Source organism: Pseudomonas sp. FSL R10-0399 (assembly GCF_009600165.1).
GTDB classification, from domain to species: Bacteria; Pseudomonadota; Gammaproteobacteria; order Pseudomonadales; family Pseudomonadaceae; genus Aquipseudomonas; species Aquipseudomonas helleri.
Map to the genome: position 1 here is coordinate 20,016 of NZ_WIWK01000058.1, position 17,070 is coordinate 37,085.

Sequence of the window (17,070 nt, forward strand, 5' to 3'; positions counted from 1 at the left end):
TGCCCGACGCGGCGCTGCATTGGGCGCCGCTTTCACTGTGTGACCGGAGTTGACCCGATGAATCGATTGATCGCCCCCCTCGTTGCTTTGTCACTGATGACAGCTGAAACCCAAGCCGCCAGCGAAATCCGCATTACGCCGAACGGCTCGCAGCCCTCGGTCAAGGGCGCGGCGCAAAACTTTACGGGCACCGTACGCGTTGATGGCCTGTTCAAAGGCGATGTGCCAGCGCGCATCGGCGGCGCCACAGTGACCTTCGAGCCCGGTGCACGCACGGCGTGGCACAGCCATCCGCTGGGGCAAACGCTGATCGTCATCGCAGGCGTCGGCTACGTGCAACAAGAGGGTGGCCCGCGACAGGAAATCCGACCGGGCGACACTGTCTGGATTCCACCGCACACCCGCCACTGGCATGGCGCTACACCCAGCAACGGCATGACCCACATCGCCATTGCTGAAGCCGAGGACGGCAAGACCGTCACTTGGGCAGAGCAGGTCGCGGAGGCGCAATACGCCGGCCATTGAGCTAACGATTCCACTGATCGCCGCATTTATGGCGACCGGCGACATGCCTGGCCTCAACACGGCACTCAACCAGGGACTCAATGCCGGTTTGAGCATCAGCGAAACCCGCGAAATTCTGGTGCAGCTCTACGCCTATGTCGGCTTAGCGCGGCACAGTTGCGCCAAGTCACCGAGTTGCTGAAAAAGCAGGGCGATACACAGACGGCCGAGCGAACCCACGCAGCGCTGACCCAAACACTTTCGCAACTGCCGCCCTTTTAATTGCTCAGGAGCTTCAGATGAAAAACATGCTTAAAGCCACGTTCATGTCGGCACTGGTCGGCCTCTCGGCGGGCGAAGCCTTGGCCGCCGACTACCAAAAGAACCCGTTCACCCTCGCCTATGATGGCGCGATCAGCACCAACGAACCGGGCAAGGTCAACATCCATCCGGTCAGCTACAAGCTCAATGGTCTGGACATCGCCGCCAACGTCTACACCCCGGCTGGCTATGACGCCAAGAAGACTTACCCGGCCGTGGTCGTTGCACACCCCAATGGCGGCGTGAAAGAACAAGTCGCCGGTCTCTATGCCCAACGCCTGGCCGAACAGGGCTACATCACCATCACTGCCGATGCGGCGTATCAGGGCGCCAGCGGTGGTCAGCCGCGCAGCATCGATAAACCGGCGTACCGTATCGAAGACATTCACGGCATGGCCGACTTTATCAGCCAGTTTGCCGGCGTTGATGGCAAGCGTCTGGGGCTGCTCGGGATCTGTGGCGGCGGTGGTTATTCGTTGGCGGCGGCGCAAACCGACAAACGCTTCAAATCGCTGGCAACGGTGAGCATGTTCAACTCGGGCCGGGTGCGCCGCAACGGCTACAACGACTCGCAAATGGACAGCATCCAGCAACGCCTGCAACAAGCGTCAGCTGCCCGCGCGCAAGAAGCGGCTGGCGGCGAAGTGCTGTATTCGGGCGATGCCAACCTCACCGAAGAGCAAATTGCCAAACTGCCCTTCGAGCTGTATCGCCAAGGTTATGAGTACTACTGGAAGACCCACGCGCACCCGAACTCGACCTTCAAATACACCACCAGCAGCTTGATCGATTTGATGCGTTTCGACGCCACTGACCATATAGAGCTGATCAACCAACCGTTGCTGATGATCGCCGGGAGCAAAGCCGACAGCCTGTACATGACGCAGGACGCCTTCTCCAAAGCCACCGGCACCACCGACAAGGAACTGTTTATGCTCGACGGCGCCACGCACATCGAAACCTATTGGGTGCCGCGTTATGTCGATGCCGCGATTGGCAAGCTGAGCGCGTTTTACGCCCGCACCTTGTAATCAACCCTCATGGGGGTCGCGCATCGGTGTGCGACCTGCTTTTATGGATGAATCCCGCGCCCCTCATGAGAGGTTCTCATCAATGTCCCGCGCCAACCTTAACGACCTGCAAGCCTTCGTGGTCATCACCCGCGAAGGCAGTTTCACCCGCGCAGCCGCCCAGCTTGGCGTCTCGCAGTCGGCGCTGAGCCACACCATGCGCACATTGGAAAGCCGACTGGGCGTGCGCTTGCTGACGCGTACCACGCGCAGCGTTTCACCGACCGAAGCGGGTCAGCGGCTGTATCAGTCGATGGCGCCGCGGTTCGATGAAATCGAACTGGAACTGGCCGCGGTCAGCGAGTTTCGTGACACCCCGGCGGGCACTGTGCGGATTCAAGCATCCGAACATGCCGCCAACAATATTCTGTGGCCCAAGCTTTCAAAAGTGCTGCCCAACTATCCGGACATCCATGTCGAAATTACCGTCGACTACGCCCTCTCCGACATCGTCGCGCAACGCTATGACGCCGGCGTTCGCCTGGGAGATCAGGTGGCTAAAGACATGATCGCCGTGCCGGTCGGGCCATCCTTGCGCATTGCCGTCGTGGGCTCACCCGAGTACTTCAAACAGCGGCCAATACCGAAGGTGCCCGGTGATCTGGCAGCACAAAATTGCATCAACCTGCGCCTGCCTACCCATGGCAGCCTGATGCAATGGGATTTTGAAAAGGATGGTCACGAACTGAAGGCCCGTGTCGAAGGGCAATGGACGTTCAACAGCAGCGTGCCGATCCTGCGGGCGGCCGTGGCGGGGTGTGGCTTGGGTTTTCTGCCGGAGGACATGGTGGCGAAGGAACTTGCCGACGGTAGCCTTGTGCGGGTGCTGGAAGACTGGTGCCAACCCTTCGCCGGTTACCACCTCTACTACCCCAATCGCCGTGAACATTCATCGGCGTTCGGGGTTGTCGTTGAAGCATTACTTTACAAGCCTTGATGCATTGATAAATCGGCAGCGCTTCAACATGCCGCCCGGCATCGACGGCACACTGTTTGAGGACACGTCAGCGGGCTTAGCCCCTGACCAGGTAATGTGAATTGACGAACGTTGCAGTGTGCTGCAAAGACTGACGTATCTCTGGCTTGGCTATTCCATGCCTGTTGGCAAATTGCTCGAGCGCTGTTGTATCGAAACGAGTGGTCTGAATAAAGTCCAAGGCTTCTGGCTGGGTATTCAACATCCGCGCGACGGGAGGGATACGCAGCATTAATTTCAGTAATCGCAGTGAAATAAAGTAGTTGGGAGACTTTATGCCCAAAGGGTGTGCCAACTGCTTCAAGAGTTCCCGCACATCAGGCGTTTGGTCATCAAGCGCCAGTAGTTCCTGACCCGCCATGGCAGGATCAAAAGCACACGCCGCCACCAGCTCAACCAGGTAATCCACGGTGACCATTGGCAGCCAGTGCCTGGCGGTCCCCGGCACAGCCGTCAGTTTTCCCTGCACAAGGTTGCGTATCAGTTCCACTAGCGGCTGACCGTCAACGATATGCCCCGTGCGGCTGTGGCCACAGACCGTCGCGGGGTGGACAACCGTCATCTCCCCTCCCTTGGCGGCCATGACGTCTAAGGTCGCAAAATGCGCTTCCAGCTTGCTCGCCTCGTAACCACCGACTTGCCGGTAGACGGCAGGCCAATTCGTGCGCTGCGGATAACGAGGATCAATACCGATGCGTTGCAGATGTTCATGGTTTTTCAGCATGTAGCCGCCAATCATCACTAACCGGCTTTTTTGCTCAGCCGCCAACAGCGCAACGCGCTTTGCCCCTTCTACATTCACCGCACGAGATTGCTCGATTGAAAGCCCCCACGCGAAGTGGGCGCCCAGATGGAACACGACGCTGGCGTGCCTTAGCACTTCGCGATCAGCAAGACTCAGCCCGAGAGTGTCCCGTTGCAGATCACCCGTTACGGCAAATACCCGGCTTGCACACCCGCCCAACGTATCGATTTGCTCGCGCAGTTGAGCCAGTCGCTCCGGGCGACGCATCAACACCCGAATGGTATGACCTTGTGCACTCAGATACGCCACTAAATGCTGACCGATAAAACCGGTTCCCCCCGTGACAAAGCACTCCACGCCCATTTCCCTGTTCCTTGTTTGAGGTAAGGAGCCGAGCGTAAACTGTCGACCCAACTCTAGGGTCAAGCGGTGTTTTCATGAAAATCGGCGAACTCGAAGCCCGCAGCGGTGCCAGCCGCCATACGCTACGTTACTACGAGCAAATCGGCCTGATCTCACCGCAGCGGCGGACGAACAACTATCGCGATTACACAGCCCAAACGCTGCACGACCTGGACTTTATCAAGCGCGCGCAAAGCATGGGATTTTCCCTGGGGGAAATAGGCGAGATTCTGGATGCGCAGCGCAATAAGCTGATCGATTGTGCTGACGGCGCCAAGCTGATTGAAAAAAAGATGGCAGAAGTCCAACTGAAAATCGCCAACCTTCAAAGTATTTATCGGTATCTGGATGAAGAGCGTGCAAACCTTGAAGTTAGTGCTGCGAAACAGCTTGAGATGGAGCAGTTGAATAACTCAGCCGGTCAACAGGGGATGGGGGGGTGAGGTGGCGTCCATCTAAGCGGCACCCACTCGATAATCTGTAGCCGTTTGGCGGTGGCCGATAGCAGCCTGTCGAGAAGGGCCGCTTTCGGCCAATAGGAGCCGCTGGACAGCTTGGGCAGGTGTTGTCGTTCTGCGTTTGCCTTCAACGTTCGCGGGTTCGCACTGGGTTGGGGTAAAGAAGGCATGGCGACGGCCTTTTCTCTCTCCCGAAGTGTCGCGCGTACAGTCTGCCCTGTTATGCTGATTCAGCCGTCCAGCGTGTAGATAAGATGCTATACGGCGTTAAGTGACAGGTATGTTGGCTAATTGATAGTTAGGGAAAACTGAGTATGCGTCGCTTAAAAGCCAACGGGTTTGTGTTTGTCAGCATTGCGATACTCTGTTGCGGCTGCACATCTTATTCGTCCCAGCCGACAATCAACGAACCCGTTGAACCCGAAACACAAGAAATCATCTCCAGCTTCAGTTACGCAATAAACTCCCCATGGAAAGACAGTCGCTTCGGCAAGGACGCATACTCAGCGACACTCAACGTTATTCCCGATGCACAGGATAAGAACTCCAGCCTTGCCGCCCCGAGCCTGCCGGCATTAGAAATAAAGATCTCGGAGTTCTCATCTGGCGGCGCTTGCGGACAAGATTACTTGACGGGTCTGAGTCTGGGTTTGATCCCCAGTTGGTGTACGCGGACAAACCTTTTCAAGTTTGATTTTATATTGAATAAGGACCAGCGCTTTTGCAGGCAGAAAACCTACTCGATAAACTCCACGTCGTTTTCACATCTCACGATGATTCCGTTTGCACTCTTCAATACGGGCAATCAGCCATTGACGCTCTATCAGGCGGCGCTTAAAGATTTTCTTCGCAGAGGTCAATGTGCGACACGTTGAGAGGCTGCTTTTGGCCGAAAGCCGACTTTCGTGACGTTCAAGCGAACTCTCACGACAGCCATTTAAGACGTGCAAACGCCCCATCCATCTACTAATAGGGCACGCAGAAATGTGTTGCTCACTTCAACATCACAAGCCCCCGAAAATATCAGCTCACGCCCGCGCTCACATCCGGTGATGTTCTAGCAAGAAATCCACGAACAATCGCACTCGCGCAGGCATTGCCGCCCCGCCGACGAACACCGCATGAATCGGTTCGCGGTCCCCGGGGTTCCAGGCTTCCAGCAGGGGAATAAGGTCGCCGCGCTGCAGGTCCTCGCTCACGCTGAACTCACCGATACGTGCAATGCCGGCACCTACGCGCGCGAGTTGTGCCAGCGCTTCACCACTGCTGCATTCGATGTTACCGCTGACCTTTAGGGAGAACTCTTCTCCATCACGGATGAACGGCCAGTTGGGTTCGGCACGCCGGAAGTTGAAGCGTAGGCAGTTGTGCTGCAACAGGTCTTCCGGTGCCTGGGGGATGCCGTGGCGCTGTAAATACTCGGGCGATGCCACCACGACCTGGCCGGTGTCGCCGATTCTGCGCGCGGTCAGCGGGCTGTCGGGCAGATGGCCAAAGCGGACCGCGACGTCGGCCTGCCCGCCGAGAATATCGACCACTTCGTCGCCGAGGGTAAGGTCGACGACGATGTTCGGGTATCGGGCGCTGAATGCGGCAACCAAGGGAACGATGGCCAGCCGTCCGTGGCCAAGGGCGGCACTGACCCGCAATCGCCCCCTGGGTACGCCCTGGTCGGCGATGGCTTCTTCGACTTCGTCCATGTCGGCCAGGATACGCCGTGCGCCGCGCAGGAACGCTTCGCCCTCGGCAGTGAAGGTGATCGCTCGGGTGGTGCGCAACAACAGGCGGGTGCCAAGGCGTTGCTCGGTACGCGCGATAATCCGACTGACTGCTGAGGGTGTCAGGCCCAGTGCACGCGCGGCGGCCGAGAGGCTGCCTTCTTGCGCCACGGTGGTGAACACGCTCATTTCACCTGACCTGCCGTTGAAGTCCACTTGTGCCTCCCGCGCAAAGGTGATTGCCAAAAATGCTATCTACCGCTTGAAAAGACGGGATCGTAGCATTAGCGGCATAGATAAGGAGCCTGTCATGCGTATCAATCCACCCCTTGTAGCGCTCGCCATCGGAGCCTTTGGCATCGGCGTAACAGAATTCGCCCCCATGGGCATGTTGCCGGGTATCGCTGCGGATCTGGGCGTTTCCATTCCCGCCGCCGGTTTGCTGGTCAGCGCATATGCGTTGGGCGTATTGCTCGGCGCACCGCTGATGACCCTGACCACCGGCAAAATTCCCCGGCGCTATCTGCTGATCGGGCTCATGGCGATTTTCACCCTGGGTAATCTGATGTCAGCCCTGGCCACCGATTACTACAGCCTCATGATCGCCAGGGTGGTGACCTCACTCAACCATGGTGCATTTTTTGGGGTTGGCTCCATCGTCGCCGCCAGCGTGGTCGCCCCGGAAAAACGTGCCGGGGCGGTTGCGGCGATGTTCATGGGCCTGACCCTGGCGACCATCGGTGGTGTGCCGCTGGCCACCTGGTTTGGTGAACTGTTCGGTTGGCGCACCGCGTTCTGGGGCATCACTGGCCTCGGCTTGTTGACCATGGCCGCGCTGTGGTTCGCCCTGCCTAACCTGAAGACGCCGCCAAGCGCCGGTGTAATGGCCGAAATTCGAGTACTGGGGCGCGGTCCGGTGCTGGGCGCCTTGGCCCTGACCGTCGTCGGATCGAGCGCAATGTTTACCGTCTTCACTTACATCGCGCCGATCCTCAGCAGCGAGACCCATGGTTCCACCGCCTACATCACCGCCATGCTGGTACTGTTTGGTGTGGGCTTGACGCTGGGCAATATGTGGGGCGGCAAGGCCGCTGACCGCTCGATAGATCGCACCTTGATCGTGTCGCTAAGCGTACTGATTCTCGTCTTGCTGGCGTTCACCCTACTGATGCGCTGGGAGGTGCCTGCCGCACTGGCCATCCTGATATGGGGCATCGCCAGCTTCGCCCTGGTGCCGCCGCTACAGATGCGCGTCATGGAAGCAGCCAAAGACGCGCCCAACCTTGCCTCTGCGGTGAACATTGGCGCCTTCAATTTTGGCAACGCGATTGGCGCAGCACTGGGCGGAGCGGTGATCAACGCGGGTTGGGGTTATCCGGCGATTTCCCTGGCCGGGGCGGCGATGGCGGGTCTGGGGTTGTTGATGGTGTTGGGTTCTGTTTGGCGTTCCAGAGCGGTTGAAGTCGCGGTGGTGTGAGGGGGGATGAGGGGCGGCAAGTGACAGGATTGCTGCCCTTGGTGAGGGGCGGCAATCGACCAGAAGCGGCCGCTCCTTCTCTGCCGTTTATTTCAGATATCGGCCAGACGGTACAGTGCTTGGGCATGGGATGCCGTGAACCCGGCACGCTCCAGATTTCGGCGGCTTTGGGAGCTGGCCAACGCGGTCGCAGCCACCCATTGACCACCATGCTTCTTTGCTTGCTCTATTCGGTGAGAAATCAGCGCTGCGTGGTAACCGTAGCCCCGAGCATCTTTTCGAGTTGCCGCCGTTCCAAGGTAAGCAACACCATTGCTGGCCAAGTACATCGAAGCCCCTGCAACCACCACTCCCTGCGCTTTCAAGACATAGATTTACAGACGTCCATCAGGCCTCTGCCCTGCAAAGGAAGCCTGATTCAGCAGCCGATGCTCCGGCTTGGTATGAAAGCCAGCCGCGTGCACTTCTGCGAATAAAGGCAGAGTTTTCGGCGTGACCTCTTCAATTTCGAATGAGTGATAACTCAAAATCACGTTTTCAATAGCACACGCTAATTGCAGGTGAGTCCAGCCCCTCAAACGCTCAAGCCGAGCTTCGCCCAAAATGGCGTATTGCTCCAGCGCCGAAGATTTTCCGATAAGAGGGGTGACAGCCGATCGCTCCGCTGAGTCATTGAGCAATTTCAACACTGCCAAGGGGTCGCTGGCGATGTCACCGTAGATGCGGTTGAACATCGGGCTAGGCGATGCTTTTACTTGAAAGCACGGAAAGTCAGCATTGAAAAAAACACGTGCACCATAAGGATTGCCGCTGACATCTGCCAGATTCTCAACGCGCGAACGTAAATACTCGCATTCTGCGGCCTCAATCTTATGAGCCAATTCAACATCCATTTTCATCGCCCTTTTTCAGGATTTTCTGGAGGGGTAAAGCGGATCGAACAATACGCTTGTATCCGGCACGCACAGTGGCGGTTTCAGCTTAACTGCCCGCTTTGGGTTATTAGTAGTTATTCGCGAGCCACAAGCAACATCCATCACTTTTACGAAGCGCGTGGGCAAAATCCGACCTTGGGGATCAGAGAAGTGGGGGCTTGAGAGAAACCCATTCGAGGGTCTATCAGAAAACATAGCTAACCACCTGATTAAGGTGGTGTCCCAGGCGGGGTTCGAACCTGCAACCTTCCCCTTAGGAGGGGGATGCTCTATCCAATTGAGCTACTGAGACAAACGTTTGCGCCACACGCTGATGGCGTGACGCAGAGGACGGCGTGCATGTTAACGGGCATGCCTTTGTTTGTCATGTCGTCCGTGGGCTTTTTGCGTGTGGGTGGGTGCGCTACAGGGTGGAGGGTGGGTGGTTGGGGTGGCGGGATTTTTGCGGGGATCAAAAGATCGCGAGGCAGTTGGCTCCTACAGTTTGATTGGGGCCTCCGGTGGCGGGGGTTGGCGCAAAATAAGGCTTTTCGTACGACGCTTCGCTTTCCATCCGGTGAAACTTCCGAGAAAATCCCATTCGCTTGCGCCTGTTCAGTCCGGGGAATAGTCTCGGCCCATCGCTGTCTTTCAGCGGTCGGGTTTAGTAGCCCTACGATGTGAATTTGGCGCAAGGCGCCACCTCCGCGAGGCGCTTTTTTACGGCCTGCGTTTTATGGTGGCCGTGCGCAGGGCGCCTTCGAGCGCGCCGGTTTTGCCAAATTCACCGGTCTACTAACCTGCGCACGGCTGCCACCTCTCGTTTAGTAGCGATATGTGACAGCTCCTTTAATGAAATTGGAGTTGTGCCATGAAGAAGATTGTTCCCGATCCACCTACCCTCCCCTTGCACGAGGCTGCTCAGTGCAGTGATGTGTCGTTGGACCGTGCCGCCGCTGAGCGTGCACTGGACTTTTATTTGCTCGACCCTAAGCCTCCACGACACGTGGATCAGGCCACGTATGTCATCCCCGACAGTGTCAATTTAGAAGCGGCTTTGGCCCAGGCGTCAGACTTGTTGCGCTGCGCGGGCGCTTCGGCGAGTGAGGCGGGAAATGGTTTGAGCGGCCATGCACGCAGTTTGGTGTTGTCGAGCATGCACTTGGTGGAGCTGGCCAAGGCGTATGTCGATAAGTCGCTGGATGGTTTGACGACGCACTAGAGCAGTACGTGCCTGGGTGCAAGCAGGCACGTTTTTTAAGATCAAAAGATCGCAGCCTTCGGCAGCTCCTACCCCTAAGAAATCGTATACAGGTTGTCACATAACGGTGCACTCATTGGGTGCGACGCGGGGGGCGTGCATCAAAAAGTAACAGCCTTTTTGGGGCGCACACTTTTGGGCGTTTGTTGATTTTTCCTGCCTTGCGCATTTCACGCTTTTTAATACTTTTTTAATTCATCTTATTTTTCAAGCTGTTACAGAAACACTCAAAGTTTCTGAGGACGCGCACGCTGCCCCGGCGCTGTTGGCTGGCATGAATATCGCTATGAGCTAAACGACACTTGTATACAAAGACACACAAAACTAAGTACACGTTGTTTAGTAGCTTGCACTCTAAATGCAGGCATAACGCGGACTTCATCACCAGTGATTCCACCCTGTCATGACGCAGGTACGGGGTCAGGAGCTTGCCCAGAATGCGCACAAGACTCTCCAGCACTATCGCTCTGGATTTACCCTCTTCCGTTTCTACCCCACAACCGCTGGCGGACAGTTCGTCTGCCACGCTGGCGCTCAGCCCACGCTTGCATAACAACGATCTGGCACCGACCAAAGCTGAAGGTCGGCGCTGGGGGCGTTACAGCATTTTTGCGCTGTGGACCAATGATGTGCACAACATTGCCAATTACTCGTTCGCCATCGGTTTGTATGCACTGGGGCTGAATGGTTGGCAGATTCTGCTCTCGCTGGGTATCGGTGCAGGGCTGGTGTTTATGTTCATGAACCTGTCCGGCTATATGGGTCAGCGCACCGGGGTGCCGTTTCCGGTGATCAGCCGTATCAGTTTCGGTGTGCATGGGGCGCAGATTCCCGCGTTGATCCGTGCGGTTATCGCGATTGCCTGGTTCGGGATTCAGACATATTTGGCGTCGGTGGTACTGCGCGTACTGCTGGTGGCGGTGCACCCCGGTTTTGCGGCGTTTGACCATGACTCGATCCTGGGGCTGTCGAGCCTGGGTTGGGTGTGTTTTGTGGCGATCTGGCTGGTGCAACTGGTCATCCTGGCGTATGGCATGGAGATGGTGCGCCGTTATGAGGCGTTTGCCGGGCCGGTGATTTTACTGACGGTGATCAGCCTGGCGGCGTGGATGTATTTTCAGGCCAACGGCACCATCGCCTGGTCTAACCGCGTGCCGCTGAGCACCGCCGAGGTGTGGCGCAATGTGTTTGCTGGCGGGGCGTTGTGGCTGGCGATTTATGGCACGCTGATTTTGAATTTCAGCGACTTCTCCCGCTCTTCGCCGTGCTGCAAAACCATCAAGGTCGGTAACTTCTGGGGCCTGCCGGTGAATATTCTGGTGTTCGCCGGGATCACCGTGCTGCTGTGCGGCGCGCAGTTTCAAATCAACGGGCAAATTATCGAAAGCCCGACGCAAATCATCGCGTCCATCCCGAATACGTTTTTCCTGGTGTTGGGCTGCCTGGCGTTTCTGATTGTGACGGTGGCGGTGAATATCATGGCCAACTTTGTCGCCCCGGCGTTTGTGCTGAGCAACCTGGCGCCCCGGCATTTGACGTTCCGCCGCGCCGGGATGATCAGCGCCACCATTGCGGTGCTGATTTTGCCGTGGAACCTCTATAACAGCCCGTTGGTGATTGTGTACTTCCTGTCGGGCCTGGGCGCCCTGCTCGGCCCGCTTTACGGGGTGATCATGGTCGATTACTGGCTGCTGCGAAAAGGCCAGATCGATGTGCCCGCGCTGTACAGCGAAGACCCACGCGGCGCTTATTTTTACTCACGCGGGGTCAATATGCGCGCCGTGGCGGCCTTTATTCCGGCAGCGCTGATCGCCATCGTGCTGGCACTGGTGCCGGGGTTTCATGAGGTGTCGCCGTTCTCCTGGTTGATTGGTGCGGGCATCGCGGCGCTGTTGTATCTGATTTTTGCCAAGCGCCAGGCGCATTACGCCAGTGTCAGCGGCGAGTCGATTGCGGTTGATAACGTCAGCCACTGAGTGTTGTGCGGCCCGCGGATGGCGGGCCGTGTTTTTACTTTTTTGTTGCAGGAGCTTGCATGCGAATTCTCGTGGTCAACGTCAATACGACTGACAGCATCACCCAGGCCATTGCGCGACAAGCGCAGGCGGCCGCGGCGCCCGGGACTGAGATTATCGGCCTGACCCCGGATTTTGGGGCTGATTCGGTTGAAGGCAATTTTGAGAGTTATCTGGCCGCCATTGCGGTGATGGACAAGGTCATGTCCTACGACCAGCCGTTTGATGCGGTGATTCAGGCGGGTTATGGCGAGCATGGGCGCGAAGGTTTGCAGGAGTTGCTCAACGTGCCGGTGGTGGACATTACCGATGCGGCGGCCAGCACGGCGATGTATGTGGGCCGCGCGTATTCGGTGGTGACCACGCTGGATCGCACGGTGCCGTTGATTGAAGATCGCCTGCGCCTGTCGGGGTTGTGGGATCGCTGTGCGTCGGTGCGGGCCAGCGGCCTGGCGGTGCTGGAATTGGAGGAGTCACCCGAGCGCGCACTGGAGGCCATTGTGCGCCAGGCCGAACTGGCGGTGAGTGAGGACCGTGCCGAGGTGATTTGCTTGGGCTGTGGCGGTATGGCCGGGCTGGATGAGCAGATTCGTCAGCGCACCGGGGTGCCGGTGATTGATGGCGTGAGCGCGGCGGTGACGGTTGCTGAGTCGCTGGTGCGTCTTGGGTTGTCGACGTCCAAGGTGCGCACGTATGCGCAGCCGCGCCCCAAGGTGATTTCGGGGTGGGCGGCGAAGTTTATGCGGTAGTTTCAGGTTAGATTTTTAGAGCAAAAGCCCCTCACCCTAACCCTCTCCCGCAGGAGAGGGAACTGATTGGGGGATGCTGAAGATAATTGGCCATTAACACCTTGCGTTGAATCCTACGCCGCAAGAGCGTTTGCGTCAGGTTTTTAGTCACTTCCCCGCCTGGTTTTCCAGCATCGTGCATTTTGCATTACACCAAAAAGCCATCATTGCAATTTGCAATTGATCGGCCCTCGCGATCACCAGCAAACCATTGATTTATAAGGGTTTTGTAAACAAAAAGAGTTGGCATGATGCCTGCTCTATTCATGGCATCACCTAATTCTAAGAGATGACTGCCATGACCATGAACAGAACCCTTTTCTTGTTGAATGTTCTTGCCCTGGCGGTTTTGACTGGCTTTCACTTTTACGCCGACCCTGTTGCCGCCGAGCCCGGTATGGATGTAGCCGGCACGTACAGCAAACCGCATACGCCGATGCCACAACGGGCCGTGATGATAGGTAACAGCCACGTTACCCCGCATTTGGCCACCGAGCGCTCAACCACTCCTGCCGCCTTCGAGAACACCCAGGGCGATCGCTGGGTTTTCTGAAAATAGAGATGTCTAATCCATGTCCAAAATTGCTTTCGGCTTGTTGATGCTCGCCCTGCTGAGCCTAGCTCTGGGTCTGTTCTCTCAGGACGAGTTGGGGAATACGCCGTTGATTGCCGCCACCGTGTTTTTTGCTGGCTGGCTGGTAGCCCGCGCACTGGGTCGCCGCTTCAAGTTTGACCCTCAGTTGCGCTGAGGCGTCGCGATGGCGGCATCTATGAGCGCGAGTAAGCGCTGAACGCCAATCTGCAAGGCGGCCGAGTTGTCCAGCAGGTGCACGCCGTCTGCGACTAACGCTTCTACAGACTCCAAAAAGAGTTCATTGCGCGCCAAGCGGGCGTTTATTTCTGACGGGGTTTCTCGACCACGGGTCAGCAAACGCTGACGCAAGACGTCGGTATCAACCCGCAACATAATCGCCAGCAAGTCCGGGTAGCGTTCGCGGGCCTGTTTGAGGTGCCCTCTCGATCCGTTGACCAGCACGTGACGCCCGGCCGCTAGCCAATGATCCAGCTGCACGGGTATGCCGTATTTCAGACCATTGGCTTGCCAGTCCAGAGCAAAGGCGCCGCTGGCCTTGAGTTCCTGGAACGCTTCGCGGCTAACGCCAATCGCCTCTTCACCTGCCGACTCTGCCGAACGGGTAATCACCCGCTGGATCACTTCACACCCGCGCGCCGCCAAATCAGGGCGTGCAGCTTCGATCAGGCTGTCTTTGCCTGAGCCTGAAGGCCCCATCAAATAGATCAATTTACCTGGCACTCGGTGGATCTCCGGGACGCGGCTGCGTAAGGCTGGGTTCACCCGCACAGGGTGAGGAGGCAACAAGATGGGGGCTGCTAAGAAGCATTCAAGTCAGTCAATGATGGCCTTTACACATAATGGTTCCTTTTAGAAAAGCCGATAGCCTGTAAACTACGTAGGACAACGCACATTTTTGACAATAGGTGCTGGCTTATAGCCTTTATCCCGTTCAATATTTGTCACAGAATTGACGCCAGGGAAGTGGCAGATATGAGGCATGATGCGCGCCTCTTTGCAATTCAGGTTGAACATTTGGCCACAAGCCTGGTCTGAAACCATATCTTGCGGCCAATTTCCGAGAACCGCTCCCCTGAACTAACCGGTTAACTATAATGCGCCCATTGAAACAGGCAATTTACTCAAGCCGTACGGCTGACAAGTTCGTCGTTCGCCTGCCAGACGGAATGCGTGAACGCATTGCCGAAGTGGCTCGCAATCACCACCGCAGCATGAACTCCGAGATTATTGCTCGCCTTGAGCAAAGCCTCATTCAGGAAGGCGCACTGGGCGATGAACCCAGCCTGCGTCTGGACAGCCCCGAGCTTTCCCTGAATGAACGCGAGTTACTGCAACGCTTCCGCCAACTGTCTCACCGCCAACAAAACGCTTTGGTTTCCTTGATTGCTCACGATGTTGAAGCTACATCCGACGCGTCTTGATTTAACCCAGGCAACAAAAAAGCCAGCGCTCTGCTGGCTTTTTTATGGGCGCCTTTCAGGCACCAATAAAAAAGGCCTGACGGGCTAGTTGCCGGTCAGGCCTTTTTGGTCAGAGCAAGAACAACGTTGCCAGCCCCAGGAAGATAAAGAACCCGCCGCTGTCGGTCATGGCGGTGATCATTACACTCGCGCCCATGGCCGGGTCACGCCCGAAGCGGGCCAGTGTCATGGGGATCAACACGCCCATGAGCGCCGCCAGCAGCAAGTTGAGCGTCATGGCGGCTGTCATCACCACCCCCAGCGACCAACTGCCGTATAGCAGGTAGGCGACCACACCGATCACCCCGCCCCATACCACGCCATTGATCAAGGCCACGGCCAGCTCTTTGCGCATGAGGCGCTTGGTGCTGCCGGTGTTCACCTGGTCCAGCGCCATGGCGCGCACGATCATGGTGATGGTTTGGTTACCGGAGTTACCGCCGATACCGGCCACGATGGGCATCAGGGCCGCCAGGGCCACCAGTTTTTCAATCGAGCCTTCAAACAGGCCGATCACCCGTGAAGCAATAAAGGCGGTGATCAGGTTGATCGCCAGCCAGGCCCAACGGTTACGCAGAGATTTCCACACCGAAGCAAAGATATCTTCTTCTTCGCGCAGACCGGCCATGTTGAGGACTTCGCTTTCGCTTTCCTCACGGATCAGGTCGACCATTTCGTCGATGGTCAAACGGCCAATCAACTTGCCGTTTTTGTCGACCACCGGCGCCGAGATCAAGTCGTAACGCTCAAACGCTTGGGCGGCATCGTAGGCGTCTTCGTCCGGATGAAAACTCACCGGGTCGCTGGCCATCACGTCAGCCACTTGTTTTTCAGGGTCGTTGACCAGCAGACGTTTGATCGGCAGCACGCCCTTGAGCACGCCGTCGTAATCGACCACAAACAGTTTGTCGGTGTGGCCAGGCAATTCTTTGAGGCGACGCAGGTAACGCAAAACGACTTCAAGGCTGACGTCTTCACGGATCGTCACCATCTCGAAGTCCATCAGGGCGCCGACCTGGTCCTCGTTATAGGACAACGCGGAGCGAACGCGCTCACGCTGTTGCGCATCGAGGGTTTCCATCAGCTCATGGATGACGTCTCGCGGCAGCTCAGGGGCCAGGTCAGCAAGTTCGTCGGCGTCCATCTCCTTGGCGGCAGCCAGGAGCTCGTGATCGTCCATGTCGGCGATCAGGGTTTCACGCACAGAGTCAGACACTTCGAGCAGGATGTCGCCATCACGGTCAGCCTTGACCAACTGCCAGACGGTCAGACGATCGTCCAGGGGCAAGGCTTCCAGAATGTAGGCAACGTCTGCGGAGTGCAGGTCTTCCAGCTTGCGCTGGAGCTCAACAAGGTTTTGGCGATGAACCAGGGTCTCGACGCGATCCTGGTGCTGGCCTTCCTGACGGTGTGTCAGGCCCTCAACCACGCGCTGGCGGTTGAGCAGCTCAATCACTTGAGCCAGGCGGCTTTGCAGGCTGTCTTGCGCTTTCTTTACTTCAACTTCGGTCATAGGCGAACTCCACTCCCAGCAGCAGGGCACGCCGGAAGGATCAATCAGTCAATTCATGATTGGAAAAACGGGATGCTGAGTTACTACTGGGTAAGTCCATGGAGGTATTCCACAAGCCCCGGCGGGGCTGACGGGCGCAATCATACACGGCTTAAAAATTAATGACGCTATAAATCTGTGGAGATAACAAACGTTTACGGCTGCGTCTGGACCGCTGAATCTGCGACGCTAAAAGCGCTTGGCAGAGCACACCTTTTTTATGAATCTTCGTGCGGTCTGGCATTTTTTAGAAGATCAACAGATCGCGAGGCGAGCTCGCTCCTACAAAGAGACCTCGCCCGGCCCGGTTAATTCCTGGAGGCGGGTTCACGATAAACAGAAGATAAGTCGGGGACGTGACAAAAAAGGCTGCCTGCCGGGGCGATTCGATATTTCATAAATCGCAGACAGCAAAAAGCCCGCATAAAATGCGGGCTTCTTGGTGTATGGTGCACTCGACAGGATTCGAACCTGTGACCGCTCGGTTCGTAGCCGAGTACTCTATCCAGCTGAGCTACGAGTGCAAGTTGTGTTTGTTAAACCAGACCACCCTGGTTGAAGCAAAGTTAACTACCGGAGCAACTAACTTATAAATGGTGCACTCGACAGGATTCGAACCTGTGACCGCTCGGTTCGTAGCCGAGTACTCTATCCAGCTGAGCTACGAGTGCAAGTTGTGTTTGTTAGACCAGCCCACCCTGGTTTAAGCAAAGTTAACTACCGAAGCAACTAACTCTTAAATGGTGCACTCGACAGGATTCGAACCTGTGACCGCTCGGTTCGTAGCCGAGTACTCTATCCAGCTGAGCTACGA

Annotated in this window: 16 protein-coding genes, 3 tRNA genes and 2 pseudogenes; 12 read left to right on the forward strand and 9 right to left on the reverse strand. The window is 56.9% G+C overall.

All coding sequences use genetic code 11. The annotated features are described in order from the left end of the window. Positions 1 to 57 precede the first annotated feature (57 nt). The 4 genes and pseudogenes from GHO41_RS16805 (at position 58) to GHO41_RS16820 (ending at position 2,832) form a co-directional block, all read left to right on the forward strand. Positions 58 to 525 carry a cupin domain-containing protein gene (locus tag GHO41_RS16805; protein WP_153434175.1) on the forward strand — a complete coding sequence of 156 codons (468 nt, stop codon included), beginning with the start codon at positions 58 to 60 and terminating at the stop codon, positions 523 to 525. A 4-nt stretch (positions 526 to 529) separates the two neighbouring features. Next, a pseudogene (locus GHO41_RS16810) lies at positions 530 to 676 on the forward strand (carboxymuconolactone decarboxylase); the annotation flags it as partial. 127 nt (positions 677 to 803) lie between these two features. Next, complete coding sequence (locus GHO41_RS16815) at positions 804 to 1,856, forward strand: alpha/beta hydrolase (protein WP_153434176.1); 1,053 nt, start codon at positions 804 to 806, stop codon at positions 1,854 to 1,856. An 82-nt stretch (positions 1,857 to 1,938) separates the two neighbouring features. Continuing rightward, on the forward strand, positions 1,939 to 2,832 hold the full coding sequence (locus GHO41_RS16820) for a LysR family transcriptional regulator (RefSeq protein WP_153434177.1): 894 nt from the start codon (positions 1,939 to 1,941) through the stop codon (positions 2,830 to 2,832). A 76-nt stretch (positions 2,833 to 2,908) separates the two neighbouring features. On the opposite strand, the gene GHO41_RS16825 is transcribed toward GHO41_RS16820, so the two are convergent. After that, entirely contained in the window at positions 2,909 to 3,979 is a 1,071-nt protein-coding gene (locus GHO41_RS16825) for an SDR family oxidoreductase (protein WP_153434178.1), read from the reverse strand. Between the two features lie 74 nt (positions 3,980 to 4,053). Between GHO41_RS16825 and GHO41_RS16830 the strand changes: the two genes are divergently transcribed. After that, a complete protein-coding gene (locus GHO41_RS16830) occupies positions 4,054 to 4,461 on the forward strand; it encodes a MerR family transcriptional regulator (RefSeq protein WP_153434179.1) in 408 nt (135 codons plus the stop codon). 329 nt (positions 4,462 to 4,790) lie between these two features. Then, on the forward strand, positions 4,791 to 5,351 hold the full coding sequence (locus GHO41_RS16835) for a hypothetical protein (protein WP_048370791.1): 561 nt from the start codon (positions 4,791 to 4,793) through the stop codon (positions 5,349 to 5,351). Positions 5,352 to 5,516: 165 nt separating this feature from the next. Here GHO41_RS16835 and GHO41_RS16840 read toward each other — a convergent pair whose 3' ends face one another. Further along, positions 5,517 to 6,410 carry a LysR family transcriptional regulator gene (locus GHO41_RS16840; RefSeq protein WP_371928959.1) on the reverse strand — a complete coding sequence of 298 codons (894 nt, stop codon included), beginning with the start codon at positions 6,408 to 6,410 and terminating at the stop codon, positions 5,517 to 5,519. A 94-nt stretch (positions 6,411 to 6,504) separates the two neighbouring features. On the opposite strand from GHO41_RS16840, the gene GHO41_RS16845 reads away from it, so the two are divergent. Further along, a complete protein-coding gene (locus GHO41_RS16845; protein WP_153434181.1) occupies positions 6,505 to 7,671 on the forward strand; it encodes an MFS transporter in 1,167 nt (388 codons plus the stop codon). 92 nt (positions 7,672 to 7,763) lie between these two features. On the opposite strand, the pseudogene GHO41_RS16850 reads toward GHO41_RS16845, so the two are convergent. Both GHO41_RS16850 and GHO41_RS16855 read right to left on the reverse strand, forming a co-directional pair. After that, a pseudogene (locus GHO41_RS16850) lies at positions 7,764 to 8,564 on the reverse strand (GNAT family N-acetyltransferase). Between the two features lie 257 nt (positions 8,565 to 8,821). Then, positions 8,822 to 8,898 (reverse strand) — tRNA-Arg (locus GHO41_RS16855). 558 nt (positions 8,899 to 9,456) lie between these two features. Between GHO41_RS16855 and GHO41_RS16860 the strand changes: the two genes are divergently transcribed. The 3 genes from GHO41_RS16860 to GHO41_RS16870 all read left to right on the forward strand — a co-directional run bounded on the left by GHO41_RS16860 (position 9,457) and on the right by GHO41_RS16870 (position 12,610). Beyond that, entirely contained in the window at positions 9,457 to 9,807 is a 351-nt protein-coding gene (locus GHO41_RS16860; protein WP_153376044.1) for a DUF6124 family protein, read from the forward strand. Between the two features lie 476 nt (positions 9,808 to 10,283). Continuing rightward, entirely contained in the window at positions 10,284 to 11,822 is a 1,539-nt protein-coding gene (locus tag GHO41_RS16865; protein ID WP_153434182.1) for an NCS1 family nucleobase:cation symporter-1, read from the forward strand. A 59-nt stretch (positions 11,823 to 11,881) separates the two neighbouring features. Then, positions 11,882 to 12,610, forward strand: a complete 729-nt coding sequence (locus GHO41_RS16870; protein ID WP_048367851.1) for an aspartate/glutamate racemase family protein — start codon at positions 11,882 to 11,884, stop codon at positions 12,608 to 12,610. Positions 12,611 to 12,797: 187 nt separating this feature from the next. On the opposite strand, the gene GHO41_RS16875 is transcribed toward GHO41_RS16870, so the two are convergent. Then, a complete protein-coding gene (locus GHO41_RS16875; RefSeq protein ID WP_153434183.1) occupies positions 12,798 to 13,121 on the reverse strand; it encodes a hypothetical protein in 324 nt (107 codons plus the stop codon). A 100-nt stretch (positions 13,122 to 13,221) separates the two neighbouring features. Here GHO41_RS16875 and GHO41_RS29850 point away from each other — a divergent pair, with 100 nt between their 5' ends. Continuing rightward, complete coding sequence (locus GHO41_RS29850; protein WP_173430620.1) at positions 13,222 to 13,398, forward strand: PA3371 family protein; 177 nt, start codon at positions 13,222 to 13,224, stop codon at positions 13,396 to 13,398. On the opposite strand, the gene phnN is transcribed toward GHO41_RS29850, so the two are convergent. Beyond that, a complete protein-coding gene (gene phnN, locus GHO41_RS16880) occupies positions 13,386 to 13,964 on the reverse strand; it encodes a phosphonate metabolism protein/1,5-bisphosphokinase (PRPP-forming) PhnN (protein WP_371928960.1) in 579 nt (192 codons plus the stop codon). The genes GHO41_RS29850 and phnN overlap by 13 nt on opposite strands. A gap of 374 nt (positions 13,965 to 14,338) precedes the next feature. Here phnN and GHO41_RS16885 point away from each other — a divergent pair, with 374 nt between their 5' ends. Beyond that, positions 14,339 to 14,665 (forward strand): Arc family DNA-binding protein, encoded by a 327-nt coding sequence (locus GHO41_RS16885; RefSeq protein WP_048367856.1) that lies wholly within the window; start codon positions 14,339 to 14,341, stop codon positions 14,663 to 14,665. 109 nt (positions 14,666 to 14,774) lie between these two features. Here GHO41_RS16885 and mgtE read toward each other — a convergent pair whose 3' ends face one another. The 3 genes from mgtE to GHO41_RS16900 form a co-directional block, all read right to left on the reverse strand. Continuing rightward, positions 14,775 to 16,217 (reverse strand): magnesium transporter, encoded by a 1,443-nt coding sequence (gene mgtE / locus GHO41_RS16890; protein ID WP_048367858.1) that lies wholly within the window; start codon positions 16,215 to 16,217, stop codon positions 14,775 to 14,777. 486 nt (positions 16,218 to 16,703) lie between these two features. Further along, positions 16,704 to 16,780 (reverse strand) — tRNA-Arg (locus GHO41_RS16895). Between the two features lie 70 nt (positions 16,781 to 16,850). Next, positions 16,851 to 16,927 (reverse strand) — tRNA-Arg (locus GHO41_RS16900). Positions 16,928 to 17,070 lie beyond the last annotated feature (143 nt).

Bases quoted from the DNA above. Each gene is read 5' to 3' on its own strand.
- GHO41_RS16805 (WP_153434175.1), top strand. From the start codon at position 58: ATGAATCGATTGATCGCCCCCCTCGTTGCTTTGTCACTGATGACAGCT.
- GHO41_RS16815 (WP_153434176.1), top strand. From the start codon at position 804: ATGAAAAACATGCTTAAAGCCACGTTCATGTCGGCACTGGTCGGCCTC.
- GHO41_RS16820 (WP_153434177.1), top strand. From the start codon at position 1,939: ATGTCCCGCGCCAACCTTAACGACCTGCAAGCCTTCGTGGTCATCACC.
- GHO41_RS16825 (WP_153434178.1), bottom strand. From the start codon at position 3,979: ATGGGCGTGGAGTGCTTTGTCACGGGGGGAACCGGTTTTATCGGTCAG.
- GHO41_RS16830 (WP_153434179.1), top strand. From the start codon at position 4,054: ATGAAAATCGGCGAACTCGAAGCCCGCAGCGGTGCCAGCCGCCATACG.
- GHO41_RS16835 (WP_048370791.1), top strand. From the start codon at position 4,791: ATGCGTCGCTTAAAAGCCAACGGGTTTGTGTTTGTCAGCATTGCGATA.
- GHO41_RS16845 (WP_153434181.1), top strand. From the start codon at position 6,505: ATGCGTATCAATCCACCCCTTGTAGCGCTCGCCATCGGAGCCTTTGGC.
- GHO41_RS16860 (WP_153376044.1), top strand. From the start codon at position 9,457: ATGAAGAAGATTGTTCCCGATCCACCTACCCTCCCCTTGCACGAGGCT.
- GHO41_RS16865 (WP_153434182.1), top strand. From the start codon at position 10,284: ATGCGCACAAGACTCTCCAGCACTATCGCTCTGGATTTACCCTCTTCC.
- GHO41_RS16870 (WP_048367851.1), top strand. From the start codon at position 11,882: ATGCGAATTCTCGTGGTCAACGTCAATACGACTGACAGCATCACCCAG.
- GHO41_RS29850 (WP_173430620.1), top strand. From the start codon at position 13,222: ATGTCCAAAATTGCTTTCGGCTTGTTGATGCTCGCCCTGCTGAGCCTA.
- GHO41_RS16885 (WP_048367856.1), top strand. From the start codon at position 14,339: ATGCGCCCATTGAAACAGGCAATTTACTCAAGCCGTACGGCTGACAAG.
- mgtE (WP_048367858.1), bottom strand. From the start codon at position 16,217: ATGACCGAAGTTGAAGTAAAGAAAGCGCAAGACAGCCTGCAAAGCCGC.